Consider the following 12,876-nt stretch of genomic DNA (forward strand, 5'->3'; position numbering starts at 1 on the left):
ATTGTTCCCCGTTTTTTTTATGTTATTAGCGAGTCTGATGAGCGTTGACGAATTGTCGGCAACGTTCGCTGCGTGGGTGTACGAACACTTCGTCCGGCGAACCGGCTTCCTCGATCAACCCTTGATGCAAGTAGGCGACTTTGGAAGAGACATCGCGTGCAAAGGCCATCTCATGGGTCACCAGGATCATGGTCCGGCCTTCTTCGGCGAGAGAGCGAATCACCCGCAGCACTTCTCCGACCAGTTCCGGGTCGAGTGCCGAGGTGGGTTCATCGAACAGCATGACCTTGGGCCGCATGGCCAAGGCCCGGGCGATAGCCACCCGTTGTTGCTGTCCCCCGGAGAGAAACGCCGGGTACTCGTTGCGCTTGGCCGCAAGCCCCACGCGTTCAAGCAAGGCTTCGGCCCGTTCAGTGGCCTCCGCACGGCTTTCACGCAGGACCTGAGTCGGCGCTTCGATGAGGTTTTCCAGCACCGTGCGATGGGGCCAGAGGTTGAAGTTCTGGAACACCATGCCCAGGCTCGAACGAATCCGTACCAGCTGTTTGGCGTCGGACACCAGCGGCGCGCCGGGACGATCGAAGTTCAAGTGAATGCTTTCACCGTCCACCAGAATGCGACCCTGGTCCGGCACTTCGAGCATGTTGATGCAGCGCAGCAAGGTACTTTTGCCCGAGCCGCTGGCGCCAATCAGGGAGATCACATCGCCTTCGCGGGCCGTCAGGGAGACGCCTTTGAGGACCTCGATATTGCCGAAGCGTTTGTGCAGGCCATCGACTTCGATCATGGTCTTGCCCGCGACCGGCTCAACGGCCGCTTCGCTGGTCACACGGGTGATCGCAGGTCTCGGCGCTTCGCCTTTCAACACCAGGACAAAATCGCGAATACGCTGGCAGGCCTGGGCCAGTCGTTCTTCACCCAGCGTGAACGAGAGCCGCACAAAGCCTTGTGCCGGCTCGCCGAAAGCGGCCGCATCCAGGACCGATACGCCCGCCTCGCGCAACAGACGCCAGGCGAATTCCAGAGAGCTCAGGCCAGTGCCCCGCACGTCCACTAGCACGAACATGCCGGCATCGGGGTTAAGCACTGCGATCCCCGGGCAATCAGACAGGCTCGCCACCACCAGATCGCGACGACGGCGATAGATTTCGCGCATGCCGTGGGTCACGTCCTCATGGGCCTGCACTGCCTTGAGCGCGGCCTCCATGACAAACCCCGGCAAGCCATAGAGCATGCTCAACACCAGGGTTTCGGCATGCGCCACCAGGGATTCATCGGCGACGATCCAGCCGATACGCCAGCCGGTCATGGCATGGGATTTCGACAGGCTGCCGATGACCACGCAACGCTCGGCCATGCCCGGCAAGGCCGCCAGGCTGAGGTGCTCGCGCTCGAACGCGAGGCTCTCATAGACCTCGTCCACCACGACCCACAAGTCATGGGTGATGGCGAGGTCGGCGATGGCTTGCAGCTCTTCGCGGTTGAGCACCACACCGGTGGGGTTGTTTGGATTGGATAAAAAAATAGCCCGAGTGCGCGGGGTAATGGCCTTGGCCAGCACGGCAGCATCGAGCCTGAAACCCGAATCCGCCGCGCAGGGCACGCGCACCAGCGTCGCACCGGAGGCCTTGAGCGTCGCCTCGTAGGTCACGTACATCGGGTCCAGGGCAATCACTTCGTCGCCGGCAGTGAGCAGGCACATCGAGGTGACGAACAGCGCGTTCTGCGCCCCTGCCACATTGATGACGTTTGACGCTTGCAGCTCACGGTCGAACAGTTGGCTGTACCGAGCGGCGATGGCTTCACGCAAGGCCTGGCGACCGGCGATTTCGGTGTAGTGGGTGTCACCCTCTCGCAGCGCGTGAATCGCGGCATCGGTGATGAAGTCTGGAGTGGGGAAATCCGGGTCTCCGACGCTGAGGATGATCACATCCTCGCCACGGCGCTGGGCTTCATACGCTGCATTGTGAATATCCCAAGCGGCAACGCCTTGGCCTGAGATCCGCTCAACAAAGGGTGAAAACCGCATGCCAGTGCCTCGTTCGAATAGAAGAAACGCAAGCCCGCAACCAGCCGGGGAGAAGGTGGAACGAACATAGTCGAAGCTGAACACTCGTTCAACAGAAAAGTCACCAGGGTTCGCGTTCAGCGTAAACAGGTCGTTTTTACGACAGTCGGGCTGTTTTCCACACTCTCGTCAGAGAAGCGGACTTTCGTCGATCAGGATCGAACCACTGAACCCGAGACCGGTAGGTTTTCCAGCAGGTTGAGTCCCGTGATTTTCACAAAAGTCTCATAGTCCACCGGCCTCTCAATGCGGGTTTCCGCGTTGGGTAGCACATAGGCCCAGGCGCGCTTGGACGAAGCGTCGTAGACCAGCTTGAACAGGCGGTCAGGTACCCAGACCTTGTTGTCGCCAATCGTGGAATGGCCAGCGTCAAAGAGCGGGCCGGTAAAGACAAAGACATTGCCATCGGCTCGCTTCGCGAACTTCCTGACATCAGACTCGACCTTGCTCCAGATCTTCCGGTTATTGGTCGGGTCTTGCGGCACCATGTTTGAAAGCGCAAAGGACTGGGCCATTGCATGCGGACTCGGTGCATCGGCTGCCGGGGACTGATGGCCGCGATCCACTGCCGGATGTTGGCCACGGTAGTCGCTCAACTCGGCCCGCCCGCTCTTGGGAATGCGTGGGTCCGGATAGAACTGATTGGTTCGCTCCTCCCCCTTGGCATCCTCAAGCAGAGCTGAATTAAGACGCTCAACCACAACCAACGGAGTCTTGCTGGTTTGCGAGTACAGCACCGCAAAGTTGTCGGAACACAGAGCCAAGGGCTTCATCATTGCCGGCACACTGGCGATGCTGATCGGCCTGGCTGCCGGGAACAGGTCTGCACACCCATCAAACGATGCCTGTTTCTGTTTGCTTGAATAAAGGTCAATCGCTGCGTTCTGGCTGATTGAGCCTGAACGGTGCCCCTGCTCCTCATGCTGGCTGGGCAGATTGAGGAAGTCCGGCAGGCTGCGAGCTTCTGCCGCACCCGTCGAGAACAAAACAAGGGCCGACAGCCCCACTGCAATTTTGCGTAGGTTCATGCTTGGAATCTTTGAGTTGGATTAAGGGGGATACTTGCGGCAAAGCCCTGAAATCGCCGGTACGAAAAAAGAGGCCAAAGCCTCTTTTTTCAATGCTGACAACAACATAACGAGATTCGCACCTAGCGTCTGACCCTTTGAAATCAAAGGAGTTTCTTTTACTACCGAAACAGGAATAGACATGACCCGCAAAAACATCGACGTGACCGCCTGCATCATCCCAGCGGCGCGGACGGCACCCAAAACAATCAGACCAGACTGGCCTTAATGCGAGATTATCCCGTGGTCAATCGCGTATTTGACCAAGGCCGCGGGCTTGTCGATGTTGAGTTTGCGACGGATGCTCAAACGATGGGTCTCCACGGTCCGAACGCTGATGTCCAGTTCGCGGGCCATTTCCTTGTTGTTCATTCCCTGAACCATCTTGCACAGCACTTGACTCTCGCGCGGCGTCAGCTCGTTATCGGTATTCTTGTCGGCGATGAGCCGATGTGCGATCTCTGCACTGTAAAATGTCCCGCCGCTGGCGATAGCTTCAATGGCAGCAATGATTTCCCGTGAAGGTGCATTCTTCAGCACATAGCCGCTGGCGCCAGAACGAACAGATTCACTCACATACTCATAGTTGTCGTACATGCTGAGTACAAGAATCTTGAGCAACGGATACTGCTTGCTCAACACTCGGGTCAGCTCAAGTCCGTTCATGTCCTTCAGACTGATGTCGACCAGTAACAGGTCTGGCTGACAGAGCCTCACCATCTCAATCGCATCAGCTCCATTTTCGGCCTCTCCCACCACTTCCAGGGGGGACATGACCGCCAGCAGAGCCTTGATCCCATCACGGACCAGGGAGTGATCGTCGACCAGGGCGACGCGGATTGGGTAAAGCAGGTTCATCGGGGGCGTTCACTCTTGTTGTTATTGGGTTAGTCAGTGTTTTGTACCGGGAATTTTCATCGGCAGCAGAACGTCCAGCACACTTCTTCCCGGCATCGATGCAAGGTCGAATCGTCCACCAAAATGCTCGACGCGTTCACGGATATTGCGCAGGCCAATGCCGGAGTGACGACGTTCGACCAGGGCGACGTTGAAACCGATACCGTCATCGACCACCGTCAGCCTTACGGATTCTTCGGACCCGTGCAGGGTAATGGATACGTTTTGAGCCTGCGCATGTCGTTCGATGTTGGTCAGGCCTTCTTGCACAATGCGAAACAACGAGACCGGTGCCCCATCTACCAAGTGGCAATCGAATTCGTTGTTGTTGTAGGTCACCACGAGCCCGCTCCGCTGCTCAAACTCCGCTGCGAGTTGACCAATCGCCGCCGGCAGACCCAGCGTGTCGAGCAGCGACGAGCGTAGGTCGTGAGAGAGGCTGCGAACCTCGCCAATCGCCTCTCCCAGGCGCTCCGTGGCGTCTCTTAAAATGCTCAAACCCTTGTCTTGTCCACCCTCCAGCACATGGCTGGCCAGTTCGAACTGAAACTTGATGGAAACGAGTACCTGGCTGATACCATCGTGCAGCTCACGGGAAACCCGTGATCGCTCTTCCTCTTGCAAACTGACGATACGCTGGGTCAACCGCTGAAGTTTTTTGTCGGCCAGACGATGCTCGCTGACGTTCAGCGTCATGCCGCTGGCGAAGACTAAAAGCACTGCCACGAGGGCTACCACCGCAATCGCGAGCATCGTTTTGCGGATGCCTTGAGCCACCTCGTCACGCGCCTGCTGTGTTGCGCGCTCAACGTCCTCAAGGTAGATGCCGGTACCGAGCATCCAGCCCCAACGATCCAGCATCACGACATAGGCAAGCTTGTCGGTCACTTGACCGGTAGAGGGCTTGTTCCAGGCATAGCGTTGAAAGCCTTCTCCTGACTCCGCACTTTTCAGTAACGCCTGGATCACCGGCAGGCCGTGAGGGTCCTTCATGTCCCACAGGTATTTGCCCACCAGTTCCGACTGCCGCGAGTGCATCAAGCTACGGCCCTGACGGTCGTAAACAAAGAAGTAGCCATTGATACCAAAGCTGAGCTTACGCAGTTCTTCCAGAACTTGTTGCTGTGCGTGCTCGTCACCCTTGCCGTTGTCGTATAGCGGCGCGATCAGGCTTTGCGCCATTTCGACATAGTTTTTCAGTTCTGCACGCTTGCTGGCCAGAATGCTGTCTTCGATCAGTTGCGCCTGTTGATCACCCAGTTGGCGGTTCAGAGAAATCACCAGCGCGCAGATGACGGCAATCGCCAACACCAGCGGCAGAATCCCGAGCGCGACGATTTTATGTTTGAGCTGCATCTCTGCTCCTGACCGGACCGAGGGAAGGCGAAGGCCCGGCATCATATGCCAAAGATACGCGCGTCCAGTAGCGGTGCTGGACGGAATGACGTGCGGCTCAGTTGAAATGCAAAACCTGTGGAAGCGGGCTTGCTCGCGAAGGCGGTCTATCAGACAACATCGATGTTGAATGACAGATTGCTTTCGCGAGCAAGCCCGCTCCCACAAGGAGATCAGCGTCGTCTACGTAGAACTACGCAGGTGGTGCGTACGTAGTCGTGCGGATACATTTATTGACGGCATGCGTGGATATTGGGCCAGCTCCGCACAGCGGACACAATTATAAAAATTACCGCCGCAGTCCACTGGCTGTCGGCAGGAGACACGCAATGACCCGTCTGGCTAAACACCTCGCCTGGTTTGCCGTGGCTGTCCTGGGAGCTTTTGCGCTGAGTGTCGTGGCCCTGCGCCGCGGCGAAGCGATCAACGCCCTCTGGATCGTAGTCGCAGCAGTCGCTATCTATCTGGTTGCATACCGTTATTACAGCCTGTTTATCGCCAATAAGGTGATGCAGCTCGATCCCGGTCGAGCCACCCCCGCCGTCGTCAACAACGATGGTCTGGATTACGTCCCGACCAACAAACATATTCTCTTCGGTCACCACTTCGCGGCCATTGCAGGTGCGGGGCCGTTAGTTGGTCCAGTGTTGGCAGCGCAGATGGGCTATTTGCCCGGTACGCTCTGGCTGATCGCCGGCGTGGTGCTGGCCGGTGCCGTTCAGGACTTCATGGTCCTGTTCATGTCGACCCGCCGCAACGGCCGTTCCCTGGGTGATATGGTCCGTGAAGAAATGGGCCGTGTCCCCGGGACCATCGCGCTGTTTGGCTGCTTCCTGATCATGATCATCATCCTCGCGGTGCTGGCGCTCATCGTGGTCAAGGCCTTGGCCGACAGCCCGTGGGGCATGTTCACGGTGATGGCAACGATCCCGATCGCGATGTTCATGGGCGTGTACATGCGCTACATCCGCCCTGGCCGCATCGGTGAGATTTCCGTTGTCGGCGTGCTGCTGCTGCTCGGTTCGATCTGGCTGGGCGGGCAGATTGCCGCTGATCCGGTCTGGGCCAAGGCCTTCAGCTTCACCGGAATCCAGATCACCTGGATGCTGATCGGCTACGGTTTCGTCGCGGCAGTAATGCCGGTCTGGCTGATCCTGGCGCCGCGCGACTACCTGTCGACCTTCCTCAAGATCGGCACCATCATGGCCCTGGCAATCGGCATCCTGATCACCATGCCCGAGCTGAAAATGCCGGCACTGACCCAGTTCATCGATGGCACCGGCCCGGTGTGGAAAGGCGGGCTGTTCCCGTTCCTGTTCATCACCATTGCCTGTGGTGCGGTCTCGGGTTTCCACGCGCTGATCGCTTCGGGGACTACGCCCAAGCTGCTGGCCAGCGAAGGCCATGCCCGTTACATCGGTTACGGCGGCATGCTGATGGAGTCTTTCGTGGCCATCATGGCGATGGTTGCCGCTTCGGTGATCGAACCAGGTGTGTACTTTGCCATGAACAGCCCGGCGGCAATCGTCGGCGGTGATGTGATGCAAGTCGCGCAAACCGTCAGCAGCTGGGGTTTTGCAATTACCCCGGAAGCCCTGCAAGCGGTGGCCAGGGACATCGGTGAAACCACCGTCCTGGCCCGTGCCGGCGGCGCGCCGACCCTGGCGGTCGGTATCGCGCAGATCCTGCACAGCGTTCTGCCGGGTGAGAACACCATGGCGTTCTGGTACCACTTCGCGATCCTGTTCGAAGCGCTGTTCATCCTGACCGCAGTCGACGCCGGTACGCGTGCCGGGCGTTTCATGCTGCAGGATTTGCTCGGCTCCTTTGTCCCGGCGCTCAAGCGCACGGAATCCTGGACTGCCAACCTGATCGCGACCGCCGGTTGCGTGGCGATGTGGGGTTACCTGCTGTACCAAGGCGTGATCGACCCGCTGGGTGGCATCAACACCTTGTGGCCGCTGTTCGGTATCTCCAACCAGATGCTGGCCGGTATCGCACTGATGCTCGGCACCGTTGTGCTGATCAAAATGAAACGCCAACGCTACATCTGGGTGACCTTGCTGCCAGCAGCCTGGCTGCTGATCTGCACCACCACCGCAGGCTTCATCAAGCTGTTCGACGCCAACCCGGCGATCGGCTTCCTGTCGCTGGCCAAGAAATACAGCGATGCGCTGGCCAACGGTCAGATCCTCGCTCCGGCCAAGGACATCACGCAGATGCAGCACGTGATCTACAACGCCTACACCAACGCAACGCTGACGGCGCTGTTCCTGTTCGTGGTCTTCAGCATTCTGTTCTATGCGATCAAGGTCGGTATTTCGGCCTGGGGCAGCAAAGAGCGCACCGATAAAGAATCGCCATTCCAGGCTATTCCGGACGCGTAATCGAGGATTGCAAGCATGTTCAATGACCTGAGTCGCCTCGGTAAATACCTCGGTCAGGCCGCGCGCCTGATGGTCGGCATGCCCGACTACGACACCTACGTCGAGCATATGCAAAGCAAACACCCGGACAAACCGGTGATGAGCTATGAGGTGTTCTTCCGGGAGCGCCAGGAGGCTCGTTACGGTGGCGGGAATGGACAATCGCCTCGTTGCTGTTGATTGCCCACGACGATAAAAAAATGCTCCGTATCGAAAGATACGGAGCATTTTCGTTAGTAATCCGCAACAACTCGTTCCTTTAACGCAGATTCGCTACTATGTTTGCCCCGCTTTCCTTGTCTGCGGTTTTCTTCATTCTGGAGCCCGAATGCCTAGTCAAAAGGACATCGCCGCCGAAAGCGGCGCACCGATGATTCCTGAACAGCGTCGTGAATTGATGCTGCGACAGTTGCGCAAGCATCAGGTGCTGAGTGTTCATCAGTTGATGGAAATGTTCGAGTGCTCGCACATGACGGTGCGCCGCGACATTGCGTTGCTGGAACAGGAAGGTCGCGCCTACTCGGTAACAGGTGGCGTTCGAATCGCCAGCCAACTGCACAGTGAGCCCAGCCATCAGCTCAAAGCCGTGGTCGAGTTGCCGCAGAAGCAGGCGATGGCGAAACTCGCCGCCCGGCTGCTGCATGCCGATATGACGATTTACCTGGATGCGGGAACCAGTACCCTGGAGATCGTCCCGTACGTCAAGGCGCTTTCCGGCATGACCGTGGTGACCAACGACTTCGGCGTTGCCCAAGCCTTGATGGACGCACCCCACGTCACGGTCATTCATACCGGCGGACAGCTGGATCACTCCAACCATTCCTGCGTAGGCGGATTGGCGGTTGCCACTTTGCGGCAGGTGGTCACCGATATCGCCTTCATCTCCACCAGTTCCTGGGATTTGCGTCGCGGCCTCACCACACCTTCGGCGCTGAAGGTGGAGGTCAAGCAAGTGGCGATGCAATCGGCCTCGCAAACGGTGCTGGTGGCCAGCAGTTCGAAGTACGGTACCTTCAGCATGTACCGGATCGCCGGGCTCGAGCAGTTCGACATCATCCTCAGCGACGACGCGCTGACCGCCGCCGCGGCCGATGGCATCCGCAAGCAAGGTGTGGAACTGCTGTTGCCCTCTGATAGCGGCGCGTAGAACCCTAACGCGCCTTCGGGTCTGTACGAAAACTCGCCGAGCGGCGACCAGGCAAGGCAAAAACAGGCGAGCAAGCGGAGTGTAGGGACCTACATGAGCATTGCGAGCCTGTTTTTAACGCAGCATGATCGTCGCGCAGGCCGTTTTCGTACAGAGCCTAGCGCGCCTTCCAGTCGCGCAGCCACTGCAAGCCCGCCGAGGTGTCGCCGCGCGGCCGGTATTCGCACCCTACCCAGCCGTCATAACCCAACTGGTCGATCAACTCGAACAGATAGGGATAGTTGACCTCTCCCAGATCCGGCTCGTGTCGGTCCGGCACACCGGCAATCTGGATATGGCCAATACCCTCGAAGTCCCGGCGTAATTTGGTGGTCAGGTCGCCCTCGACGATCTGGCAGTGATAGCAGTCGAACTGAACCTTGAGGTTGCGGGCGCCCACTTCCTTGCAGATGGCCTGGGCCTGATCCTGCCGGTTGAGGAAAAAGCCCGGTATGTCCCGTGTATTGATCGGCTCCAGCAACACCGTGACGCCAACCTTGGCCGCTTGGGCGGTGGCGTAGGCAAGGTTCTCCAGGTAAATGCCGTGATGCCGTGCCCGGTCGTTCTCGGAGGGCAGCAGGCCAGCCATGACATGGATGCGTGAGTTGCCCAGCACGGCGGCATATTCCAGGGCTCGATCGAAACCGCTGCGAAATTCACCCTCCCGGCCGGGCAACGACACCGTGCCCCGCTCCCCCGCCGCCCAGTCACCGGGCGGTGCGTTGAACAGCGCCTGCACCAGACCGTTGTCGCTCAAGCGCTGCTTGAGTTCCTGTGCACTGTAGTCATAGGGAAACAGATACTCCACCGCCTCGAAACCGTCGGCAGCGGCAGAAGCGAAGCGATCCAGAAACGCATGTTCCGGGTAGAGCATGCTGAGGTTTGCAGCAAAACGAGGCATGGTAGCTCCTACAAATGGCTTTTTTGTAGGAGCACGGCTTGCCGGCGATGGCATCCTTGAGATCGCCATCGCGAGCAAGCTCGGCTCCTACAGGTCGACAGTTCGTTAGACAAACGGCCAGATCAGCAAGGTAATACCGAAACCCAACGTACCGAGCAACGTGGTCAGTACCGTCCAGGTGCGCAAGCCGTCGGCCACACTCAGCCCGGCCAGTTTGGTGAAGATCCAGTAGCCGGCGTCATTGATATGGGACATGGCCAACCCGCCACCGCCCATGGCCAGGCACAGCAGGGCCATGTGGTTCGGGGTGAGGTTGAGGGTCGCAATCAGCGGGCTGATAATGCCGGCGGTGGTCACCAGCGCCACCGTGGTCGAGCCCTGCACCGCACGCAACAACATGGTCAGCAGAAAGCCTAGCGCGAGTACCGGCAGACCGGTGGTACGCAACATATCGGAAACCACGGCACCGATTCCGGTATCCACCAATACCTTGCCGAATACACCGCCGGCGCCGGCAATCAGGATCACCATCGCAACACCGGGCAAGGCAGAGCCGATCACGTCGGACACCTGAGTGCGACTCCAGCCCCGACGCGAACCCAGCAACCAGGCACACAGCAAAGTGTCGATCAGCAGTGCTACCAGCGGTGCGCCGAGCACGGTCATGATGCTGCGCAGGATCGATTCGGCCGGCAGCAGCGAGGTGGCCAGGGTGCCGAGCAGAATCAGAATGATCGGCAACAGGATCAGGCTGACAATCAGGCCAAAACCCGGCGGCGGTGCCGGCGGCAATTTGGAGACGATGCTGCTGGTGGACTCTTCCAGGCCCATGTGCGACGCGGCCACGGCAGCTTGCGCAGCGTTCTTGTCGTTGCCATTGGACCAGGCGGCCAGATCTTCATTGGTGACATGCGGACCGTAGACCTCGGCACGAATATCGTCGGTCATCGGGTACACCCGACGGGTCATGCGCCCGGCCACTCGGTAGACGACATAGCAAAGCAGCGCGGTGATCGGCAGACCGAACATCAGCACGCGGCCGAGGTCGGCGCCCAACTGGCTGGCAGCGGCCACTGCGCCCGGGTGTGGCGGCAGAAAGGCGTGCACGGTCAGCAAGGCCGCGCACATCGGCAGCGCGAACACCAGCAGCGGCTTACGCGCACTGCGAGCGACGCTATAGGCCAGCGGCATGAGGATGATCACGCCGACCTCGAAGAACACCGGCACCCCGACCATGAAGCCGGCAATCGTCAGTGCCAGGGGCGTACGCCGATTACCGAAACGGGTGATCAACGTCTTGGCCAGCGCCTCGGCACCGCCGGAGAGTTCGATGATCCGGCCAATCATCGCGCCCAGGGCAATGATGATCGCGATATGGCCCAGGGTCTTGCCCATGCCGCCTTCAATGGTGGCGACCAGATCGGCCGGCTTCACCCCGGCCACCAGTGCCACCAGAATACTCACCAGCATCAAGGCGACGAAGGGCTGGAATTTGTACTTGAGCACCAGGAACAACAACAACGCGATGCCCACCCCTGCCGTAATCATCAGGACTAACGGGCTCATTTCAGAAACCCTCCACGCCGGGTAAACGAAACGGTTCTGCCACTGGATCTGAAAATGCCGCCGTGAAGGTGAGTCATGCTTGGATTTCCTCTTGTTATTGTTTTTCAGGCAAGCCGGGACCATCGAGAGTCGCTGCGCGTCTCCCGGACAGGGCCTGCGTCATCTATCTGTCGTGCTAAATCGACGGTCTACCAATGCGCACCGAAGGTCTCTCGCAACTCGTCCAGCGCCGCCTGATCGAGCGGTTCGGGCTTGGGGTTGCTCATCAACCAGAGCCGTGCAGTTTCCTCGAGTTCTTCCAGGGCGTAGCTGGCCTTGGAAACCGAACTTTCCCAGACCACCGGTCCGAGCCGCTCAAGCATCACGCCGCGAACGCTGTTCGCCAGCCGGGCGACCTGTTCGGCAACCTTCGGCGAACCGGGTCGCTGGTAGCCAATCAACGGAATGTGCCCGACTTTCATGACCTGATAGGGCGTCAGCGGCGGCAAAATGTCGTCCGGCTGCCAGACACCGGCCAGCGTCAACGCCACCAAATGGGTGGAGTGGGTATGCACCACGCCGCCAACACTCGGGTTGCGGTCGTAGACCTGGCGATGCAGCGCCAGGGTCTTTGAGGGTTTGTCACCGGACACCCATTCGCCGGCCAGATTGACCTTGGCAATGGTCGCCGGATCGAGTCGCCCGAGGCAGACGTCGGTCGGCGTAATCAACCAACCGTCGTCCAGGCGCGCGCTGATATTGCCGGCGCTACCAACGGTGTATCCGCGCTGGTAAAGGCTATGGCCAACCTCACAAATTTCTTCGCGCAAGGCGTTTTCGTTACTCACTCTGCACCTCCCGCGAGCAGGTTCAAGGCTTTGCTGAAGAAATCCCGGCCACCGAAGTTGCCCGATTTGAGTGCCAGCGCCAAAGGTTCGTCAGTACTGCTGACGGTCGCCGGCACCCCCGGATCGATCTGCGCGCCGATCTGCAGCAGCTGTACGCCCAGCGCCTGAACCACAGCGCCCGAGGTCTCTCCACCGGCGATCACGAAACGGCGCACACCGCTCTGGCGCAGACCTTGTGCAATTTTGCCAAAGGCGTTTTCCACCAGACTGCCGGCCTGCTCAACACCCAGTTGCTGTTGCACCGACTTGACCTCATCCGGTGAGCTGGTGGCGTAGATCAATACGGTTTGTTCGTTATCACGAGCGAAAGTCAACGCTTGCGCTACCACCGGTTCACCTGCAGCCAAGGCCAACGGATCAATCCGCAAGGCTGGCCGGCCGGCTTCGAGCCAGGCAGCCACTTGTCCATTGGTGGCGATCGAAGCACTGCCGGCCAACACCACTTCCCCGCCGAACACGGCCGGGAGTTTCGAGGCATCGAGG

At 59.2% G+C, this 12,876-nt stretch carries 11 protein-coding genes; 3 read left to right on the forward strand and 8 right to left on the reverse strand.

What is annotated here, in order from left to right; all coding sequences use genetic code 11:
* Nucleotides 1-25 precede the first annotated feature (25 nt).
* The 4 genes from ACIPIN_RS06770 to ACIPIN_RS06785 form a co-directional block, all read right to left on the reverse strand.
* Nucleotides 26-2,029 carry an aminotransferase class I/II-fold pyridoxal phosphate-dependent enzyme gene (locus tag ACIPIN_RS06770; RefSeq protein WP_401116878.1) on the reverse strand — a complete coding sequence of 668 codons (2,004 nt, stop codon included), beginning with the start codon at nucleotides 2,027-2,029 and terminating at the stop codon, nucleotides 26-28.
* 191 nt (nucleotides 2,030-2,220) lie between these two features.
* Nucleotides 2,221-3,096 (reverse strand): DNA/RNA non-specific endonuclease, encoded by an 876-nt coding sequence (locus ACIPIN_RS06775; protein ID WP_401116880.1) that lies wholly within the window; start codon nucleotides 3,094-3,096, stop codon nucleotides 2,221-2,223.
* A 264-nt stretch (nucleotides 3,097-3,360) separates the two neighbouring features.
* Nucleotides 3,361-3,993 carry a response regulator gene (locus ACIPIN_RS06780; RefSeq protein WP_401116882.1) on the reverse strand — a complete coding sequence of 211 codons (633 nt, stop codon included), beginning with the start codon at nucleotides 3,991-3,993 and terminating at the stop codon, nucleotides 3,361-3,363.
* A gap of 33 nt (nucleotides 3,994-4,026) precedes the next feature.
* On the reverse strand, nucleotides 4,027-5,388 hold the full coding sequence (locus tag ACIPIN_RS06785; RefSeq protein ID WP_401116884.1) for a cache domain-containing protein: 1,362 nt from the start codon (nucleotides 5,386-5,388) through the stop codon (nucleotides 4,027-4,029).
* Between the two features lie 368 nt (nucleotides 5,389-5,756).
* On the opposite strand from ACIPIN_RS06785, the gene ACIPIN_RS06790 reads away from it, so the two are divergent.
* The 3 genes from ACIPIN_RS06790 (at nucleotide 5,757) to ACIPIN_RS06800 (ending at nucleotide 9,000) form a co-directional block, all read left to right on the forward strand.
* The gene (locus tag ACIPIN_RS06790; RefSeq protein ID WP_401116886.1) at nucleotides 5,757-7,814 is read left to right on the forward strand and encodes a carbon starvation CstA family protein; all 2,058 of its coding nucleotides are present in this window, start codon (nucleotides 5,757-5,759) and stop codon (nucleotides 7,812-7,814) included.
* 15 nt (nucleotides 7,815-7,829) lie between these two features.
* Nucleotides 7,830-8,033 (forward strand): YbdD/YjiX family protein, encoded by a 204-nt coding sequence (locus ACIPIN_RS06795; protein WP_401116888.1) that lies wholly within the window; start codon nucleotides 7,830-7,832, stop codon nucleotides 8,031-8,033.
* A gap of 148 nt (nucleotides 8,034-8,181) precedes the next feature.
* Nucleotides 8,182-9,000, forward strand: coding sequence for a DeoR/GlpR family DNA-binding transcription regulator (locus ACIPIN_RS06800; protein ID WP_401116890.1), 819 nt, complete (start codon nucleotides 8,182-8,184; stop codon nucleotides 8,998-9,000).
* A 157-nt stretch (nucleotides 9,001-9,157) separates the two neighbouring features.
* Here ACIPIN_RS06800 and otnI read toward each other — a convergent pair whose 3' ends face one another.
* From otnI to ACIPIN_RS06820, 4 genes are all read right to left on the reverse strand, one after another.
* Entirely contained in the window at nucleotides 9,158-9,940 is a 783-nt protein-coding gene (gene otnI, locus ACIPIN_RS06805) for a 2-oxo-tetronate isomerase (RefSeq protein WP_401116892.1), read from the reverse strand.
* A 105-nt stretch (nucleotides 9,941-10,045) separates the two neighbouring features.
* Complete coding sequence (locus tag ACIPIN_RS06810) at nucleotides 10,046-11,506, reverse strand: SLC13 family permease (protein ID WP_401116894.1); 1,461 nt, start codon at nucleotides 11,504-11,506, stop codon at nucleotides 10,046-10,048.
* Nucleotides 11,507-11,694: 188 nt separating this feature from the next.
* Complete coding sequence (locus ACIPIN_RS06815) at nucleotides 11,695-12,333, reverse strand: aldolase (protein ID WP_401116896.1); 639 nt, start codon at nucleotides 12,331-12,333, stop codon at nucleotides 11,695-11,697.
* The coding region (locus ACIPIN_RS06820) for a nucleotide-binding domain containing protein (protein ID WP_401116898.1) at nucleotides 12,330-12,876 on the reverse strand (547 nt) is incomplete at its 5' end. The genes ACIPIN_RS06820 and ACIPIN_RS06815, both read right to left, overlap by 4 nt.

It is taken from the genome of Pseudomonas sp. NPDC087697 (assembly GCF_044743155.1).
Taxonomy (GTDB): Bacteria; Pseudomonadota; Gammaproteobacteria; order Pseudomonadales; family Pseudomonadaceae; genus Aquipseudomonas.